The 17,250-nt window shown below is 62.3% G+C and carries 16 protein-coding genes and 1 other RNA gene; 7 read left to right on the top strand and 10 right to left on the bottom strand.

What is annotated here, in order from left to right; all coding sequences use genetic code 11:
* The first annotated feature begins 15 nt into the window (after window positions 1-15).
* Window positions 16-234, top strand: coding sequence for a hypothetical protein (locus V5735_RS10085; protein ID WP_423743401.1), 219 nt, complete (start codon window positions 16-18; stop codon window positions 232-234).
* A 34-nt stretch (window positions 235-268) separates the two neighbouring features.
* Here the strand turns inward: V5735_RS10085 and V5735_RS10080 are convergent, their stop codons facing one another.
* The 4 genes from V5735_RS10080 to V5735_RS10065 all read right to left on the bottom strand — a co-directional run bounded on the left by V5735_RS10080 (window position 269) and on the right by V5735_RS10065 (window position 3,717).
* Window positions 269-898, bottom strand: a complete 630-nt coding sequence (locus V5735_RS10080; RefSeq protein WP_423743400.1) for a dienelactone hydrolase family protein — start codon at window positions 896-898, stop codon at window positions 269-271.
* An 85-nt stretch (window positions 899-983) separates the two neighbouring features.
* Window positions 984-1,691 (bottom strand): nucleotidyltransferase family protein, encoded by a 708-nt coding sequence (locus tag V5735_RS10075; RefSeq protein WP_423743399.1) that lies wholly within the window; start codon window positions 1,689-1,691, stop codon window positions 984-986.
* Window positions 1,692-1,728: 37 nt separating this feature from the next.
* Window positions 1,729-3,000 carry a dihydroorotase gene (locus tag V5735_RS10070; protein ID WP_423743398.1) on the bottom strand — a complete coding sequence of 424 codons (1,272 nt, stop codon included), beginning with the start codon at window positions 2,998-3,000 and terminating at the stop codon, window positions 1,729-1,731.
* A 27-nt stretch (window positions 3,001-3,027) separates the two neighbouring features.
* Window positions 3,028-3,717 (bottom strand): lipoyl protein ligase domain-containing protein, encoded by a 690-nt coding sequence (locus V5735_RS10065; protein WP_423743397.1) that lies wholly within the window; start codon window positions 3,715-3,717, stop codon window positions 3,028-3,030.
* 53 nt (window positions 3,718-3,770) lie between these two features.
* Here V5735_RS10065 and V5735_RS10060 point away from each other — a divergent pair, with 53 nt between their 5' ends.
* Window positions 3,771-4,676, top strand: a complete 906-nt coding sequence (locus tag V5735_RS10060) for a hypothetical protein (protein ID WP_423743396.1) — start codon at window positions 3,771-3,773, stop codon at window positions 4,674-4,676.
* A 157-nt stretch (window positions 4,677-4,833) separates the two neighbouring features.
* Here the strand turns inward: V5735_RS10060 and V5735_RS10055 are convergent, their stop codons facing one another.
* On the bottom strand, window positions 4,834-5,406 hold the full coding sequence (locus V5735_RS10055) for a cysteine hydrolase family protein (RefSeq protein WP_423743395.1): 573 nt from the start codon (window positions 5,404-5,406) through the stop codon (window positions 4,834-4,836).
* Between the two features lie 115 nt (window positions 5,407-5,521).
* Between V5735_RS10055 and V5735_RS10050 the strand changes: the two genes are divergently transcribed.
* Both V5735_RS10050 and V5735_RS10045 read left to right on the top strand, forming a co-directional pair.
* Window positions 5,522-7,027, top strand: a complete 1,506-nt coding sequence (locus tag V5735_RS10050; protein WP_423743394.1) for an Hvo_1808 family surface protein — start codon at window positions 5,522-5,524, stop codon at window positions 7,025-7,027.
* An 86-nt stretch (window positions 7,028-7,113) separates the two neighbouring features.
* Complete coding sequence (locus V5735_RS10045; protein ID WP_423743393.1) at window positions 7,114-8,253, top strand: nicotinate phosphoribosyltransferase; 1,140 nt, start codon at window positions 7,114-7,116, stop codon at window positions 8,251-8,253.
* Here the strand turns inward: V5735_RS10045 and V5735_RS10040 are convergent.
* Window positions 8,250-8,852 (bottom strand): TIGR00296 family protein, encoded by a 603-nt coding sequence (locus V5735_RS10040; protein ID WP_007980090.1) that lies wholly within the window; start codon window positions 8,850-8,852, stop codon window positions 8,250-8,252. The two genes, V5735_RS10045 and V5735_RS10040, sit on opposite strands and share 4 nt — an antisense overlap.
* Before the next feature lie 116 nt (window positions 8,853-8,968).
* On the opposite strand from V5735_RS10040, the gene rnpB reads away from it, so the two are divergent.
* Together rnpB and V5735_RS10030 are read left to right on the top strand one after the other, a co-directional pair.
* Window positions 8,969-9,418, top strand: an RNA gene (rnpB, locus tag V5735_RS10035) — RNase P RNA component.
* Between the two features lie 401 nt (window positions 9,419-9,819).
* Entirely contained in the window at window positions 9,820-10,845 is a 1,026-nt protein-coding gene (locus V5735_RS10030; protein WP_423743392.1) for a matrixin family metalloprotease, read from the top strand.
* Between the two features lie 279 nt (window positions 10,846-11,124).
* On the opposite strand, the gene V5735_RS10025 is transcribed toward V5735_RS10030, so the two are convergent.
* The 4 genes from V5735_RS10025 to V5735_RS10010 all read right to left on the bottom strand — a co-directional run bounded on the left by V5735_RS10025 (window position 11,125) and on the right by V5735_RS10010 (window position 15,712).
* Entirely contained in the window at window positions 11,125-12,222 is a 1,098-nt protein-coding gene (locus tag V5735_RS10025) for an aminopeptidase (protein WP_423743391.1), read from the bottom strand.
* A 39-nt stretch (window positions 12,223-12,261) separates the two neighbouring features.
* Entirely contained in the window at window positions 12,262-12,678 is a 417-nt protein-coding gene (locus V5735_RS10020) for a cyclic nucleotide-binding/CBS domain-containing protein (RefSeq protein WP_423743390.1), read from the bottom strand.
* A 68-nt stretch (window positions 12,679-12,746) separates the two neighbouring features.
* On the bottom strand, window positions 12,747-15,365 hold the full coding sequence (locus V5735_RS10015; protein ID WP_423743389.1) for a valine--tRNA ligase: 2,619 nt from the start codon (window positions 15,363-15,365) through the stop codon (window positions 12,747-12,749).
* 152 nt (window positions 15,366-15,517) lie between these two features.
* A complete protein-coding gene (locus V5735_RS10010) occupies window positions 15,518-15,712 on the bottom strand; it encodes a hypothetical protein (protein ID WP_423743388.1) in 195 nt (64 codons plus the stop codon).
* Between the two features lie 624 nt (window positions 15,713-16,336).
* Here V5735_RS10010 and gnd point away from each other — a divergent pair.
* Window positions 16,337-17,236 (top strand): phosphogluconate dehydrogenase (NAD(+)-dependent, decarboxylating), encoded by a 900-nt coding sequence (gene gnd / locus V5735_RS10005; protein ID WP_423743387.1) that lies wholly within the window; start codon window positions 16,337-16,339, stop codon window positions 17,234-17,236.
* The last annotated feature ends 14 nt before the right edge of the window (window positions 17,237-17,250 follow it).

The raw sequence follows: 17,250 nt of genomic DNA, 5'->3' as shown, positions 1-17,250 counted from the left end.
ACTCTTATGGCTCATATGGTGGTTTTCGAATCGTTACTTGTGGGCATCATCTTCGCCGGTATCGGTGTTCTCGTGACGGCGAAACCGCGAGAAATATTTCTTATCAGACAATCGGTCGCCGTCGCATCGACCGGTGAACTCGGCGAGTTCGGCGTCGCTCGGTATCAAACCTACGGGTTGCTTTGCGTCCTGCTCGGGCTATTGCTCGTCCTCATTCCATTCTTCCTTCCCTGACACGACGCCGTTTCACCGGGGTCGGTTCCCCCCGTCACAGGTGCGAGGAGAACCATTCGCCCGCGAGCGTCGCAACCGACTCCAACGTCCCCGGTTCTTCGAACAGGTGACCCGCTCCCTCGACGACTTCGAGTTCTTTCTCACAGCGTAATCGGTCGTACGCCTCGCGGTTCAGTTCGAGCACTTGCGTGTCCCGGCCGCCGACGATGAACAACGTCGGTGCCGTCACGTCCGCGAGCGCCTCCGTCGCGAGGTCCACTCGACCGCCGCGTGAGACGGTCGCACCTACCTCCGGACGACGCGCCGCCCCACGAAGCGCGGCGGCGGCCCCGGTGCTTGACCCGAAATAGCCAATGTCGTGTCCGTCCGTTTCCGGTCGCTGTTCCACCCACTCCGTCACCGCGACGAGGCGGTCGGTCAACTGTTCGATATCGAAGCGGTTCGCGTACGTCTCGTCCTCCGCTTCCGTGAGCAGGTCGAACAGGAGCGTTCCGAGGCCGAACTCGTGAAGCCCCTCCGCGACGAAGTTGTTTCGTGGACTCTTCCGACTGCTTCCGCTTCCGTGTGCGAACAGCACGATTCCGTCTGCGCCGCTCGGAACGTGGAGATTTCCCTCCAGTCGAACCGAATCGACCGGAATCTCGACCGTATCTTCCCCCGTCATGTCGTATCGTCTATCGACGCGCCAGTGCCTAATCGTGACGGCCCGTCCCACTCCCTCCGAGTTTCCACTACTCCCGTCCCACTCACTACCGAAGCCGTCGTTCCGCCGCGTCCCGCTCCGTCGGTGTATTGACGTTCGCCGTCCAGCCCTCGGTTCGCATCGTCAGCATCGTGTTGTCGGTGACGAATCGTCGAATCGACTCCGAGAGTTCGTACTCGCCGCGAACCGACAGCTCCGTCGCCGCACACGCGTCGAACATCGCCGGACCGTACACGGCGAATCCCGCGGCGACGAGGCTCGGTTCTGGCGGGTCGTCTGGTTCCTTCTCGATACCCCGTAGTTCCCCTTCGTCGGTCACGTCGCAAATGGCTTTCACGCGCGCCGCTTCTGTCGGAACCCGCTCGACCAACTGAACCCCATCCACGCCCTCCGCTCGCTGGCGTTCGACCAGCGGTTCGAGGTCACACCGAATCACACAATCCCCGTCGAGACACATGAAATCCCCTTCGACGTACGGTTCGGCCTGCAACAGCGCGTGGGCCATCCCCAACTGCTCGTCCTGCCGGGCGTACGTTATCGGAATGCCGGAAAACGATTCCCCGTAGCGGTCCCGAATCTGTGCTCCTTCGTAGCCGATGACGACGACTACCTCCTCCGCATCCAGTTCGGCCACGGTTTCGAAACAGCGCGTGAGAATCGGCTTTCCCGCGACTTCGACCAACGCCTTCGGCTTGTCGTCGGTCAGGGGACGAAGGCGGGTTCCCTTTCCAGCGGCGAGGATGACTGCTTGCATACTCCCTGTTCTTCGTCCCGACGGATGTTTTCTCGGGTTACGCCCGAACGTTCTCGCCCACGTCGTCGCCGAACTCGCCGTCATCGAAGACGACGTTACCGCGGACCATCGTCATCTCCGGGAACACGCCCGTCCAGCCTTCGAACGGCGTCCAGTCGCACTTCGTGTGGAGGTCTTCCGCTCGAATCTCGCGCGTCGCGTCGGGGTCCACGAGAACGAGGTCGGCCATCCGTCCCTCCTCGATGCGACCCTTCCGAGGCAGGTCGAACACCTTCGATGGGGTGCGGGCGGTGAGGTCGGCGACGCGCTCGTAGCTGAGGTTGTCCTTGCGGGCCTCCTCCAACAACAGGGGAAGCATCGTCTCGACGCCCGGCACCCCGCTCGGGGCGTCCCAGATTCCGGCGTCCTTCTCCTCGCGGGTGTGCGGTGCGTGGTCGGTCGCAATCATATCGACCGTTCCGTCCGCCACGCGCGAGAAGACTTCCTCGCGCCGTTCCTCGCTCCGGAGCGGCGGGTTCATGCGCCCGAACGTCCCGAGTTCGTCGAGGTCGTCGCGCGAGAGGAACATGTGATGGGGCGTCACTTCGCAGGTCGCCCCCCCCTCGGTCGCCGCGTCGATTCCCTCCGGCGTGCTGGTGTGTGCGATGTGCAACCGCGCGCCGAGCTCGCTTCCGATTTCACAGCCCCGTTCGACGGCATCCGCCTCCGCCTCGGCCGTGCGGTAGGCGCTCCACGCGTCCGCGTCGTCGCGGGACTTGGCGTCCGAATCGAACAGGTCCGCGTTCTCCGCGTGCACCGTCACGACGAGGTACTTGTCCGTGGCCCGTTCGACCGCCGACCGGAACAGGTCCGCTTCGATGCCCATCTTCCCCGTAGAGTCGGCCAGAAACACCTCGCCGAGCGCGAGAATCGGCTCGTCGAACAGCTCGTCGGGATTCCAGTCGGGCGTGACGCCGCCGTTGATGCCGTAATCGACGTACGATTCCGCCGCGAGTTCCGCCTTCTCGTCGAACGACGGCCCATCCACCGTCGGCGGGTTGGTGTTCGGCTGGTCTACGACCGTCGTCACGCCGCCCGCGGCGGCGCTCTCGCTTCCCGTCTCCCACGTCTCCTTGTGCGAAAAACCGGGCTGGCGGAAGTGAACGTGTGCGTCGATCGCGCCGGGCAACAGCAGTTTTCCCGTCGCGTCGATGACCTCGCCGGATTCCGTTAGCGAAGACCCGATAGCCGAAATTCTCCCCGCGTCGGTTTCGATGCGAACGTCGCGTTTGCTTCCGTCGGGAAGCGTCGCGTTCCGGATGGTGAGCATATACTCGCCACTGTTCCGGCAACCGTCCTAAGTGTCCCGGTCGCCAACGTGTTCGACCATCGCGTCCGCGTCGTCGACCAACATCGCCTCGATGGTCTCGGCGACCACCTTCGGGTCGCCGTCCCCTCCGGCCTTCGCGACACTCCCGACGGAATCCGGGTTGAACGGCACGTCGAGCGCGGCGTAGATGGGGTCCAAGACCGCGGCGATTTCCTCGTGGTCGTCCACGACGACGACCCCCGAAACGAGCGCCGCGCCGGTTCGGACCCGCTGTGCGATACCCGCGATTTTCCCCTTCCACTGGAGCGAATAATCGCCCGGACAGAACGACCGTGACGGTTCCCCGCGCTGTGCCGGGACCCCGAGTCGCCAGAACGCACGCTGGAGCGTCTCCGTCGTCTCCGCGTAGCGTTCCTCCATCCCGGTTCGCATGTCCTCCAGCGGGACCGTCGTGGCGAACGCTACCGTGGTTCCGGTGTAGGCGACTGCACGCCCCCCGACGCTTCGTTCGAGCGGTTCGAAGTCACACGAACGGGCGACCGATTTCGCCACGTCGTACTTTTCGGCGCGGGTGTCCCGCCGCCCGAACGCTATCTGTCGATGTGGGGTCCAAACGCGAACCGCCGCCTCGCCCGAGTTCGCCGTCTCCGTGAGCATCGCGGCAGTGACCTGTCGGTCATCGTTCCGAGTCTCCGCCCGACCACGAAGCACGCGCATAGTATTCCATTATGACCCGATGTATGTAAACGCTCCCGGTCGTAACTCACTCCATGGTCGGGCTTACCACGGACGTGTTGTCGCGCTATCCCCGCTTTTCGGTCTACAACTCGCCGTACGTCGCACACGACGACGGTTGTGCCATCGACCTGTATCCCGACAACGAGGTGCCACGGACGCCGCTCGCGCCGAGTCCCGTCGCTGGCGAGGTGGTCGAAACCCGGACGGTGACGGCCCCGGCGAAACCCTACGCCGTCGCGCACGACCACCTCATCGTGGTCGATACTGGCGATTATCTCGCCCGGATGCTACACGTCGCCCCCACCGTCGAACCCGGCGAGACGGTCGAAGTCGGCGACTCGTTGGGCGAACTGGTCCGCTCTGGCTTTTTCGCGCCGTGGGTCGCAAACCACATCCACCTCGGCTTTCGGGAGCACGGAACGAACCCGATTCGTGCGTCGGGGTCGCTCCCGCTCGACGTTCCAGTCGAAATCGAACCCATCGCGTGGGACGGTTCTGGGCGCGTCGTCGAGACGGGTGAGACGTTCGCCGTCCTCGACTCGCCGACCCACCCCGCGCCCGGCGAACGGTTCGCGGGTATCGAGGCCGTTGTCGGTGAGGATGGCGAGGCGGTGGTGCTGGACGGTGGCCTTCCGCATTACGAGGGCGGCGGGGTGCTCCGCACGCTGGACCGTCGAACGGCATCGCCGCGAGACGGTGGGGCGCTTCGAGCGCCGGACTCACGAGACGGCGAATCGACCATCGTTTCGCTCCTCGGTGCGTGCGTCGGGCAGGCGAACGGCCGCACCGTGACGTGGGACGACGTGGACATCCGCGCGAACGGGGAATCGATTACCGGACTCTCGCTGTTCGTCTCGCTGGAGCAGTTCGGCGCGAAACTCGTCTGTCCGGGACACGACTTCTCGGTCGGAGACTCGATTTCCGTGAGCGTCCACTGAAGTCGCGTTTTGGCTTCCTCCGCACTGTTTCGGTACTCCGCTTTCAGTCTCCGGTATCGGTCATCGTGGCGGTTCTGGTCGCGTCACCGTTTAAAAACCTTCGCCGCTTGGGTCACTTCGTGGCCTTCTCTGCCGGGTGCCGTTTTCTTATTCGATCTTATTCGAATTCGATGTCGTCCAATTCGACGCCCTCGCCGAACAGCCACGCCGCGTGTTCGAGGGCGTAGTCGCGGTGGTCTTCCTCGATGTAGCCGATGGCGTCCTCCACGAGCATCGGTTTGAAGTCGCGCAGTCCGGCGCTTCCGGCGGTGTGGAGCACGCAGACGTTCGCCAGCGTTCCGCAGATGAGCAGGTCGTGGATGTCGTGGGCGTTCAGATACCCTTCGAGGTCGGTCTGGTAGAAGGCGTCGTAGGTGTACTTCGTCACCACGTGGTCGTCCGCGCGGACGTCGAAATCGTCCACGATGTCGGCTTCCCACGTCCCTTCCATGACGTGCTCGCCCCAGCGGTCGAACTCGTCGTAGTAGTGGTTATCTTCGAACTGTTCTTGCGTGTGCACGTCGCGGGTGAAGACGACCGACGCCTCCGCCTCGCGGGCGCGCCCGAGGAGTTCTCGAATCGGTTCGATGACGTCCTCGCTGGCCGGTGCGTACAGACTCCCGTCGGGGTCACAGAACCCGTTTTGCATATCGACGACGACGACGGCGGTCGAATCGGGATCGACGTTCATGTTCGACACTACGGTCGGTTTTCACGAAACGGTTTCGTCCGTCTGGGCGGGCGATTTATTTCGTTTCGTTTTCAAGAGCTTTTTTACATAGTAGCCCTAGTTTACAGGCACGATAATGCGAACGATTACCGTAGCGGCGGTCGCTCTCATGCTCGTTCTCGCTGGCTGTTCGCAAGCCCCCGGAACGAGTACGAGCACGCGGACGAGCGGCCCGAACGTAACCCAAACGACTCAAGGTCCCAGTACCGAGGTTTCCGGTCCGGATACCGAGAAAGCCGTCCATCCACCGGACCCCAAATCGGACGTTCTCGGTTGGGAGAACGGCTATTGGTACAACGAAACCCTCTCGATAGACCAGAGTGACGGGCTGAACAAGTCGGAAATCGGTGCCATCGTCAACCGGTCGATGGCCCGCGACGAGCGGATACGGGACTTGGAGTTCACGAGCACGGTTCCCGTGAAAGTCATCTCCCGCGAACAGTTCCGACAGGATCAGAACAATCACAGCACGCCCGCGAACCGACGGTTGTTCGACAACGTGAAGTACGAATCGCTGTTCATGATCGGCGAATCGACGGACTCCATCGGCGTGCAGAACCAGAACTCGGGGTCGTCCATCGGCGGCTTCTACAGTCCGTCGAAGAATTCCATCGTGTTGGTCTCGAATAACAACGAGAACTTGCACGTGAGCGAGAGCACGCTCGCCCACGAACTCACGCACGCGCTTCAGGACCAGCACTTCAACCTCTCCTCGTTCGACCAGACCACCCGCGAACGGCACAATGCCGTGGACGGCCTGCTCGAAGGTGAAGCCAACAACGTCCAATATCTCTACGACGAGCGGTGTAAAAACGAGTGGAAAGGGACGTGTTTCTCCGACACCAAGCAGGGCGGAAGCGGCGGTGGACTCGCCAACTACGGGCCGTACCTCATCAAATATCAGCCCTACAGTGACGGCCCCGTCTTCGTGCGCCACGTTCGCAACCAGTCGGGTTGGGAGGGCGTCAACGACGTTTACTCCAATCCGCCCGCCAGTACGGAGCAGATTATCCACCCGGACAAGTACCAGAAGGACGAACCGTCCGCGGTTTCGGTGCGGGACTCGACGAGCGACGGTTGGACGCGCCTCCAGCCGGAGGGACGACCGAACTACGGCGAGGTCGGCGAAACCGGCCTCTTCGCCATGTTCATGTATCCCTACTTCGAGAGCCAGGGGAAAACGGAGATAATCCCGTCACGGAACTTCTTCAACCGAAACGCGGACGGCCAGATGCAAAAAGTGGACCCGCTCAACTATCAGAGCAAACCCACGAACGGGTGGGACGGCGACAAAATCGCCGTCTACACGAACGACGACGCGGGCAACAACGAGACCGGCTACGTCTTCAAGACGAAGTGGGACTCGAAGAAGGACGCCCGCGAGTTCGTGGACGCGTACGAGAAGTTGCTCAACTACCACCACGCAAAGCGGGTCGACGGAAAGCAGAACACGTGGACGGTGCCCGACAGCACCGGCTTCGGTGACGCCTTCTCGGTTCGACAGAACGGCAACACCGTCGTCATCGTGAACGCGCCGACGGTTTCCGACCTCTCGAACGTCCACGGCAACGCGGCGTCGTAGATTCCGCGTTTCCCTCGACACCGACGAATCCGGTTCTTTTTCTCTCTCGCGGGGGATACCCCCGATATGCAAGACAGGTGGTTCGCGTGAGCGACCGATTCGACGTGGTTCCCGAGGAGTCGATTCGAGACGGAACCGCGACGGACGCCTATTTCCTTCGCACAGAGACGACGCTCGAAGCCGCCGGGAAGAACCCGCACGTCGTCGCCGAAGTGACCGCCGACCAGTTCCCGACCGGCGAGTTCGAACTCCTTTCCGGCGTGAAAGACGCGGCGTACCTCCTCGAAGGACTCCCGATAGACGTGGACGCGATGGCCGAGGGGCGGCTGTTTGACGGCGGGCCGATCATGTCCATCGAGGGGAACTACCTCGACTTCGCGCGGTACGAAACCTCGCTGTTGGGGTTCCTCTCGCACGCGTCCGGTATGGCGACGAACGCGCTCGAAGCGCGACTCGCGGCCCCAGACTCGACCGTCCTGAGCTTCGGCGCGCGCCACGTCCACCCGTCCATCGCGGCTGTCGTCGAACGGTCCGCCCTCATCGCGGGTCTGGACGGCTTTTCGCACGTCGCCGCGGGCGAGGTGCTCGGACGGGAACCCGGCGGAACCATGCCCCACGCGCTGATGCTCTGTTTCGGTGCGGGCAATCAGGAGGACGCGTGGCGCGCGTTCGACGCCGCCGTCGGCGAGGACGTGCCGCGGGTCGCGCTCTGTGATACCTTCTCGGACGAAAAGGACGAGGTACTCCGCGCGGTGAACGCGCTCGGCGACGATTTAGACAGCGTTCGTATCGATACCACGGGGTCGCGGCGCGGCGACTTCGAGCACATCCTTCGGGAACTCCGCTGGGAACTCGATTCGCACGGCTTCGAGGACGTGGACATCTTCGCCAGCGGCGGTCTCGGACCGAACGAACTCCGACGACTCGATGGCATCGCCGACGGCTTCGGCGTCGGGAGCTACATCAGCAACGCGGAACCGGTCGATTTCGCGCTCGACATCGTGGAAGTGGACGGCGAACCGATTTCGAAGCGCGGCAAACTCTCCGGTCGAAAACAAGTCTATCGAACCGCCGATGGCGGCCATCACGTCGGTCTTGCGCGACACGAGGCATCGGGCGAACAACTGCTTCGGCCGCTGATCCGCGACGGTGAACTGGTGCGGGAGTTCGATATCGATGCCGCTGCTCGGCGGGCTATCGAAGACGCGACAGCGGTCGAAGTTTAAATTCGCTCGATACTCCCTTCCGGCTCTCGCTCTCGGAACACCGGTCCGTCGACGATGGTCACCATCACGTCGTCGTCTTCCCACGCGCCGTGGGGGAGACCCGCCTTTCGACAGGTTCGGTCGAGATACTCGAATTTGCTCCAGTTGTGCTCGACCGGAAGCGTCGGATACATCCACGCTTCGCCGCCGCGACCTTCGACGGCGACTCCGTGTCGTCCGAGCCGAATGTCGTTTGCCGGGTCGTTCGACAACGTGGTGTCCTCGACGATGAACACGGAGATGTTGAGATTCGACAACTCGGCGGGTTCGATCTCCGACCCGCACGAATCTCCGCTCGCGGCCGCGATGGCCGAGTCGACGATTGCGTGCCCTAACTGTTCGCTCGTGTCGTAGGCACCTGCGCACCCGCGTAGGCTTCCACGACCACGGGTGGATTCGAGCCGGACGAAGACGCCGGTGCGTGCGTAGAACGCCTCTCGCATGCTTCCCGGTTGTTCTCGTTGTCCGTTGATAACGTAGGAATTGACGGCCTCCCGTGCGAGTTCGACCGCGCGCGTGCCATCCTCGTAGGTGAGGGTTACTGCCTGTGCCTCAGACATACAGGTAGCTTATGCACAGAAACATCTTCAACGCTTCCCTTCAATCTGGCCAGCTTTAAGGGGACGTGACTACCAGTATCGAACGGCTTAAACGCGTGCAACGGCTAGTTTTCTTCGGCAGAGGGAGCCCGGTTTCCGCGGTGCACGCGGCGCTCGTCGCGTGCGGACGGTATCGATTTCCGGTACCTACGTGAGGAAAGTCCCCCCACCAGCCGGGTAGGCAACCGGACGCAAGTCCGGAGTGGGAGACCACTGGCTCTGGAACAGAAACGAGACCGCTTCGCGCGACCGATGAGGTGTGCGAACCGACCCGTAAGGGAAGGAAGTTAACCCACCGAGGGAAGCGTGATGGTATCGCCATCACGCGACCGTGCTGGCGCTGTCAGTGCGGTGACCGCGAAGAATGGATGGAACGGTGAATCCTTGCTGGTGCAAGTCCGTGCCATATTGGTAGCCCGGACGCGCCGTCGGATACACTCCGACGCGCCTCCGGACCTCGTCCGGAGATGGTTCGGACGCTGAGCCGAATACTGGGTCGAACAGAAGGGGGCTTACTCCCCTCAGCCATCATTCATATTCCGAACGCGACTGCCAGTAATGCGACCCCAGCGAGTATTTCTATTGCCACGACCGCCAAGGCGGCGCTTGCTTTGATGTACGTCATGCTGCCCGCTTCGGACAATGATTCCACCACCAATAAGTAAGAACGATGGTTATGCACAGTTTCTCGTTTCAACAGCAAAATAACGGATTGAACGGTTCTAAACGATTGACAGTCGGTTTGAAACGTTCTATGGAATGATTGGAAATGTCTGACATACTCGTTCAATCCGTGATTACCCTTCGATAGTCGCGTGAAAAATACGCGATTAGGGTCTGTCTAAATATCTCTCGCGTGGATCGTTTGTTTCGCCCGCGGTTTCCGAAGGCGGAAGGTTTGATAGTACGACGAACCGAAACTGTACCAATGAACTGGCGCGCGCTCATGCTCGTCGTCTGTCTCGTTCTCGCGGGCTGTGCCGGTGCACAGTTCGACCGAACGACGACACACACCGCGACTGACCGCCCGACGATGCAGGGAACGCGAACCGCAACGGAAAGGGGAACGGTCGCGGACCGTTCGAATCCGTGGGGTGGTCCGGTGACGGTCGCTATCAAGACGAGCGACGGCACGCGTGGGTATACAGACGACGTTCGGCGCGCGCTCGACTACTGGGAGCGCCACAGCGCGGAGTACGCGGGGTACTCGATTCAGTACGAACTCGTCCCGGACGCCGAGAACCCGGACCTCGTTATCAACTTCGTCGATTCCGTCGAGAGCTGTCCCCGAGTGGACCACGCCGTCGGCTGTGCGCCGTACATCACCGAGGCCGCACAGATATCCCGGCCCATGCAGATAGACGTGGACGATTCGTTCTCGAACGAATCGACGACTCTCATCCTGAAACACGAACTCGGCCACACCCTCGGTCTGAATCACAGCTCGGCCCCGCAATCCATCATGGCCGCCGAGGCCGCGCTCGCGTCCCGCCCGCTGCCGGACGCGAGCGAGCGCAACCTCCCGTGGGCGGACGCGTCGCTCACCGTCTACCTCGGCCAGACGGACGATAGACCGGCCGTGAAAGAGCAGGTCCGCCACGCGCTCGACTACTACGCCGACGGCGCGGACGGAACCGTCCCGTCGAACGTCTCGTTTACCTTCACGGACGACCGCTCGGCCGCCGACGTTCTGATTCGCTTCCCCGATACGCTCCCGTGCAATCCGGGGTCGAGCGGTTCCTGCGGCGGCGTCCGCGGAACCGACCCGGACCGCGACTCCGTGCTGGAGCAGTACGACCGGCTGACGATTTCGATTTCCGGCGTCGATACCGATGCCGTCGGCTGGTACGTCGGCTACTGGCTGGGATACGGATTCGCGCTCGAAGAGTCGGAACTCGCACCCCCGTTCCTGCACGCGTCCGCACACGACCGACGGAGCGACTGGTGGAAGTAAGGCCGCGCCAAAAACCACCCGCTCGCTCGGTCACTCGCTCGCGGTACAACTTCTCGAACATGTCTTCCAAATTCTCGAACCTACCCTTCGAACCCGTCTTCCCACCGGAAGGTCCACATTGCACTTTTTTACTCGTTGGGTCAGCTTCGCTGACCGCTCCTCGCAAAAACCTGCACCGTCAGAGCAGTACTCTGACGAGCCATCCGTTCGCTTCGCTCACGGAGACACCAAAAAATTCCGCTCGCTCGTTTCACTCGCTCACGGCACGAATCCTCGAATCTACTCCTCGACCCCGTCCTCCCACCGGAAGGTGCCATTTCGTTGGACGACTTCGCCGTCCACTTCCATCCGCGACTCTTCACTCATGTCGGTTATCATGTCGACGTGGACGGCGCTCTCGTTGCCCGTCTCTCCTTCGGGAAGGCAGGCGTCGTAGGCGCGTCCGACCGCGAGGTGAACCGTATCGCCCATCTTCTCGTCGAAGAGGATGCTGTCGGTAAAGCGGTCGATGCCGCGGTTCATGCCGATGCCGAGTTCGCCCAGTTTGCGTGCGCCTTCGTCTGTGTCGAGGATGTCTGCCAACTCGTCCTCACCGGTTTCGGCGCTGAAATCGACGACTTCGCCGTCCTCGAACGTGAGGTGGACGTTTTGGATGCGATTCCCTTGCAGGGTCATCGGCACGTCGAAGAACACCTCCCCCTCGGTCGCGTACGGTGCCGTGAACACCTCGCCGCTTGGGAGGTTGTGCGAGTCGTAGGCCACCGTCGCACAGCTGTTGACCGCGGTTCGCGCCTCGATGGACATCGTGAGGTCGGTGTTCTCCTTGACGATTCTGACCTTGCTTCCCTCGTCCAGTAGCGTCTTCATCGTCGCCATCTCGTCGGCCAGCGACTCCCAGTCGCGGAGGACGGCGTTGTACACGAAGTCTTGGTACTCCTCGTAGGCCATCCCCGCCTGCTGTGCGTAGGCGCGGGTCGGGTGGAGCGTCGAAACCCAGTCCGCGTCGAGTCGGGCTTTTCGGATATCCATCCGCGCCTTGTTGTACGCCTGTTTCGTCTCCCCCGGTACGTCCGCTTGTGCCGTCGTGTTCGTACTCCCCACGAGGCGAAGCACCACGTCGGCGTTCTCGTACATCGCCAGTTCGGGTGCCGGGTTCTCGTCGAACTCCCCGTCGTGTGCGCGAAGGTACGCGCGCTCGACCTCTCCGGAGTTGTACACCGTCAGCAGGTTCGCGTTTCGCTTTCCGACCGCCTCGCCGACCGCGACGGCGAGGTCGTGTGCTCCCTCGTCCGTGACGACGACGACGTCGTCGCCGTCCTCGATTCGCGCGCTCCAGTCGACCAGTACCTCCGCGTGTTCGTGAACTCGGTCGTCCATACCACGCCAGTCGCGGAGCGAAGGAAAAGTTCCGGTGATTCAAAAGCGCGGCGTCTGCTCCTCGATGACGTCGGCGGCGTCGTCCATCTCGTCCGCGAGCATGACGAGCACGTCGTCGAGCGTGACGATTCCCACCAACTCCTCGTCTTCCACGACCGGTATTCGACGGATGTCGGCGTCCTCCATCCGTTCGATGGCGTCGTGAACGCTGGCGTCGGCGTCTATCGTGATGGGGTCTCTCGTCATCACGTCGCCGACCGTTCGGCCCGATGCGTCGGCCTCGTCGGCGAGCGAGAGCGCGATTTCTCGGTCCGTCACGATACCGACCGGACGTTCCCCGTCGACGATTGGAACACACCCGACGTTCTCCTCGCTCATCATCGACGCGATGTCCACGAGGTCGGTCTCTTCCTTGGCGGTGATGACTTCCATCGAAGCAATGTCACTGATTGGCATGATTCTACCCCCAATCGGGGTACGACGGATCGGAACCTAAAGACGACGGCTCGTCGGATGCGCCCCCTCTACGGGAAGACGAGAACCGTCGCGTGCTCCGTTTCGAGCACTTCGACTTCTTCGCCGCCCTCGGCGCGGTACTCCTCTTCGATTTCCACCCAGTCGCCGTCGAGAGTGACCTCTTCTCCCGCGGCGTCCAGCGTGATTTCTCCGTGGGTGTCCAACTGCGCTTTGAGTTCGGCGGGGTCCGTCGATTCGAGCGCACCGACGACCGCACCCGCCTTGTCGCGGAACTTCGGCCCGATGGACGAGTGGTCGGGGCTGACGTCGACCGGCGCGAGTTCGACGTTCGGTCGTCCCTCTTCGAGGTAGACCGGGCCGTTCACCGCTTCGCTCAGGTCGTAGGTGTCGGGATGGCGCTCCGCGTCGGCGTACAGTTCGATGCGGTCGAGTTCGCCGTTGAGGGCCATTCCCTCGTCGGATTTCCACGCTCGGACCTCGCTCGCAACCTCGGCGATAATTTCGCCCGCGAGTTCGGCCTCGTCGTCGTGCATCTCGACGTCCGGCCACGTGGCCAGATTGACGCTTTCTTCGGTTCCGGGGAGGTAGCTGTAGACCTCCTCGCTGAAGAAGGGCGAGAAGGGAGACAGCATGCGAACGACCGAGGAGACACACGTGTACAGCGCGTGACGTGCGGCGTTTCGCTCGCCCGGCCGTCCCTCGTAGAGGCGACCCTTCACCAGTTCGAGGTAGTCGTCCGCGAGGTCCTCCCAGGCGAACTCCCGGAGCGTTCGAAGCGCCCTATCGTAGCGATACCGCTCCATGTCCTCGCTCACGCTTTCGGCGGTGTGCGACAGTCGGGAGAGAATCCAGCGGTCCGCGTCGCGGTACGCCGGGTCGCTAATTTCCGGCGTGTTTTCGTCGAAGTGGTTCTCCGAGAACTGGAGGATGTTCCAGATTTTGGTGAGGAACCGCGAGGCGGACGTCGCTTCCTTCGGCTGGAACTGCACGTCGCTTCCGGGTTGTCCGCCGAGGACCAGCGCCTGCCGAACCGAGTCGGCACCGTACTCGTCCACGGCGTCCGTCGGCGTGACGACGTTGCCCCGCGACTTGCTCATCTTGTTGCCGTCCGGACCGAACACCATGCCGTTGATGAGGATTTCGTCCCACGGCCGCTCGCCGGTGAGTTCGCCGACGCGGAGCAGCGTGTAGAACGCCCACGTTCGGATGATGTCGTGCCCCTGGGGACGGAGCGCCACCGGTTCGAACTCGTCCAGTTCGATGTTCTCGGGCCATCCGCTGATGTGCAGCGGCGTGATGGACGAGTCCATCCACGTGTCCATCACGTCGGTTTCACCGACCCACGAATCCCCACCGCACTCGGGACAGTCGCCAATTGCGGGGCCAGATTCCGTCGGGTCGACCGGGAGTTCCTCGATGTCGGCGATGTGCCAGTGACCGCACTCCTCGCACTCCCACGCTGGAATCGGCGTGGCGAACACGCGCTGGCGGGAGATAACCCAGTCCCAACTCATGCCGTCCGCCCACTCTTCGAGGCGGGAGTACATGTGCTCTGGAATCCACTCGACTTCCTTCGCCTTCTCGATGATTTCGTCCGGTTCGACCTCGACGAACCACTGTTCCTTCGAGAGGATTTCGATGGGGGTGTCACACCGCCAGCAGGTACCGACCGACTGTTCGGTCGGCTCCGAGTCGTTCAGGTACCCCTCCTCCGCGAGGGCGTCGGCGACGTCCGCCTTGGCCTCGTCGATAGTCAGGCCCTCGAACTCGTCGGCGAGTTCGTTCAGACGGCCGTCCTCCGTGAAGACGGGACGGAGGTCGAGGTCGTGTCTGGCCCACCAGTCGACGTCCTGTTTGTCCCCGAACGTACAGATCATCACCGCACCGGTTCCGAACTCGCCGTCCACGTCGTCGTCGCCGACGAGTTCGATCTCCTGTCCGAACAGCGGGACTTCGAACGTCTCGCCGATTCGGTCGGCGTAGCGTTCGTCCTCGGGGTCCACGGCCATGCCGACACACGCCGCGAGGAGTTCCGGGCGCGTGGTTGCGATCTCTATATCATCGTTGTCCACGCCGTCGAACGTGACGTAGTAGAGCGTCCCCGTCCGATCCTCGTTTTCGACCTCCGCGTCCGCGATGGCCGTCTCACAGCGCGGACACCAGTTGACGGGGTGTTCGTCGCGGTAGACGGAGTCTTCCATCTCGACGAACGAGCGCTGGGTCTTCCCCCAGTATTCGGGGTCCATCGTTCGGAACTCGGCGTTCCAGTCGATGGAGAACCCCAACTCGTTCATCGTCTCCTTCATCGAGTCTATCTGCTCTTCGGTGTGCTCGATGCAGAGTCGGCGAAACTCCTCGCGGGAGACCTCCGTCCGGTGGATGTCGTGGTTCTCCTCGACTTTCACTTCCGTCGGCAGGCCGTGGCAGTCCCATCCCTGCGGGAACAGGACTTCCTCGCCCTGCAGGCGGTGATAGCGCGCCGCGAAGTCGATGTAACTCCACTGGAGTCCGTGTCCGATGTGGAGCCTTCCAGTGGGGTATGGCGGCGGCGTGTCGATGACGTACTCCAAATCACCGTCCGGTGTGTACACGTCGGAGTCTTGCCACTCCTCCTGCCACTTTTGCTCGATACGCTCTGGTTCGTAATCGCTTGGAACGTCAGTCATGGCTGCAAATTGCTGTCGCTGAATGGTGAATCGGTGAGAAACACGATCGGCTCGTCGTCTGCGCTAGAGACGTACTACCGACACCATCGCGCTCATACTTGTGACTCTGCGTGTGGTCGCTGATAAAGGTTCCCGTCCATTTCTCGCGTAAATCAACTCCGAACGGTCCGATACGTCCGGAGGAGAACGAGCCCGCCCATGGTTGCGAGCGCGGTAATGACCGCGAAGAGGAAGTTCGGGAAGCGGTTGAGGAGGAACTGGAGGTACGGTATCGCCACGAAAACAGTGATACCACAGAGGAGAACGATAATCAGATTTAGTCGCCAAACGATTCTATCCTCGTCCATACCACCTACTCATCCTCCGCCTTGTTATTTGTTTGGCTCGGATGAAAAATGGAGCACAAGCATCCTCGCATGTGATATCTATCCGCTGTCCGGTTCCCGCGCCGCCCGATTCGCTTCCCCCGCGAACACGTCCACACACCTGAGCGGCGCAACGAAGGGATCGGTATCGTCGCCATCGAGGCGGATGTGCGTTGGAAAAATATCGCTTCCGACAGTCGCCGCTCCGTTTCCACGAACCCAACCACCTGTCTACTATCGGTAACTAACTGTTCTCTATGAAAAAATTCTATATGCTATCTCGTTGGTTTTATTTTTATATATGGATACAACAACTCGGAAGACAGTTCTGCTTGTCCTTCTCGCCTTTCTCATCGGTGGCATTCTCCTCGGAGTCGCCATCGTTCCTCCCATGGGATAACCGACGACGATAGGACGCGAGACGACGGAAACCCGTCGAATGGGTTCAAAGAACTTCTTTAACGGACGCTCCAGCCACAAATCGCACGAATCGTCACACGGTTCGCGATGAACGCTGAGAGTATCGGGACGGCGTGAAACTCTGCCGCGACCTGACCCGCGACCGGAACCGCAATCCCTACCTCTCCCCCACCTGCACCTACTCCCATGCAACTGGGCGTCATCGGATTGGGGCGAATGGGTCGAATCGTAGTGGATAGAACGTTGGATGCCGGACACGACATCGTCGCCTACGACGTGGCCGGGGAAGCGGTCGAATCCGCGGCCGAAGCGGGTGCGGAACCGGCCGATTCGGTCGCCGACCTCGCCGAGAAACTGGGCGAGGAGAAACGAATCTGGTTGATGGTGCCCGCCGGGGACCCCGTGGACGCCGCGCTCGAAGACTTGGAACCGTACCTCGACGACGACGACGTGGTGGTCGATGGCGGGAACTCCTACTTCGAGGATTCCGTCCGCCGCGGGGAGACCACTTCGGCGGCGTACCTCGACTGCGGGACGAGCGGCGGCCCGGCGGGTGCCGAACTCGGCTTCTCGCTCATGGTCGGCGGCCCGGAGTGGGCCTACGAGGAACTGACGCCGGTGTTCGACGCCGTGGCAACGGGTCCGGACGGCCACGACCGGATGGGCGAGTCCGGGTCGGGCCACTACGTCAAGATGGTCCACAACGGCGTGGAGTACGCGCTGATGCAGACCTACGGCGAGGGCTTCGAACTGCTCCACGAGGGACGGTACGACCTCGATTTGGAGGCCGTCGCCCGGACGTGGAACAACGGCGCGGTCATCCGCTCGTGGCTCCTGGAACTCTGCGAGGAGGCGTTCCGCGAGGAGGGCACCGACTTAGGCGACGTCGCCGACCACATCGCGGGCGGCTCGACGGGGACGTGGACGGTACAGGAGGCGCTCGAACAGGAGGTTCCGGTGCCGCTCATCTACGAGGCGCTCTCCGAGCGGTTCGGTAGCCGCGCGCGCGCTGAAGGTCGCTTCTCGCGGCGACTGGCGAACCGGCTTCGGTACGGCTTCGGTCGGCACGAAGTCAAACGGGAGTAACACGTCGCGGCATT

Source organism: Haladaptatus sp. SPP-AMP-3, from assembly GCF_049568665.1.
Taxonomy (GTDB): Archaea; Halobacteriota; Halobacteria; order Halobacteriales; family Haladaptataceae; genus Haladaptatus; species Haladaptatus paucihalophilus.
Note: the sequence above shows the minus strand (reverse complement) of the source record. Positions and strands in the feature narration are given on the sequence as shown.

What these genes read in the sequence shown, in the direction of transcription:
- V5735_RS10085 (WP_423743401.1), top strand. Translation starts at nt 16, where the DNA reads ATGGTGGTTTTCGAATCGTTACTTGTGGGCATCATCTTCGCCGGTATC.
- V5735_RS10080 (WP_423743400.1), bottom strand. Translation starts at nt 898, where the DNA reads ATGACGGGGGAAGATACGGTCGAGATTCCGGTCGATTCGGTTCGACTG.
- V5735_RS10075 (WP_423743399.1), bottom strand. Translation starts at nt 1,691, where the DNA reads ATGCAAGCAGTCATCCTCGCCGCTGGAAAGGGAACCCGCCTTCGTCCC.
- V5735_RS10070 (WP_423743398.1), bottom strand. Translation starts at nt 3,000, where the DNA reads ATGCTCACCATCCGGAACGCGACGCTTCCCGACGGAAGCAAACGCGAC.
- V5735_RS10065 (WP_423743397.1), bottom strand. Translation starts at nt 3,717, where the DNA reads ATGCGCGTGCTTCGTGGTCGGGCGGAGACTCGGAACGATGACCGACAG.
- V5735_RS10060 (WP_423743396.1), top strand. Translation starts at nt 3,771, where the DNA reads ATGGTCGGGCTTACCACGGACGTGTTGTCGCGCTATCCCCGCTTTTCG.
- V5735_RS10055 (WP_423743395.1), bottom strand. Translation starts at nt 5,406, where the DNA reads ATGAACGTCGATCCCGATTCGACCGCCGTCGTCGTCGTCGATATGCAA.
- V5735_RS10050 (WP_423743394.1), top strand. Translation starts at nt 5,522, where the DNA reads ATGCGAACGATTACCGTAGCGGCGGTCGCTCTCATGCTCGTTCTCGCT.
- V5735_RS10040 (WP_007980090.1), bottom strand. Translation starts at nt 8,852, where the DNA reads ATGTCTGAGGCACAGGCAGTAACCCTCACCTACGAGGATGGCACGCGC.
- V5735_RS10030 (WP_423743392.1), top strand. Translation starts at nt 9,820, where the DNA reads ATGAACTGGCGCGCGCTCATGCTCGTCGTCTGTCTCGTTCTCGCGGGC.
- V5735_RS10025 (WP_423743391.1), bottom strand. Translation starts at nt 12,222, where the DNA reads ATGGACGACCGAGTTCACGAACACGCGGAGGTACTGGTCGACTGGAGC.
- V5735_RS10020 (WP_423743390.1), bottom strand. Translation starts at nt 12,678, where the DNA reads ATGCCAATCAGTGACATTGCTTCGATGGAAGTCATCACCGCCAAGGAA.
- V5735_RS10015 (WP_423743389.1), bottom strand. Translation starts at nt 15,365, where the DNA reads ATGACTGACGTTCCAAGCGATTACGAACCAGAGCGTATCGAGCAAAAG.
- V5735_RS10010 (WP_423743388.1), bottom strand. Translation starts at nt 15,712, where the DNA reads ATGGACGAGGATAGAATCGTTTGGCGACTAAATCTGATTATCGTTCTC.
- gnd (WP_423743387.1), top strand. Translation starts at nt 16,337, where the DNA reads ATGCAACTGGGCGTCATCGGATTGGGGCGAATGGGTCGAATCGTAGTG.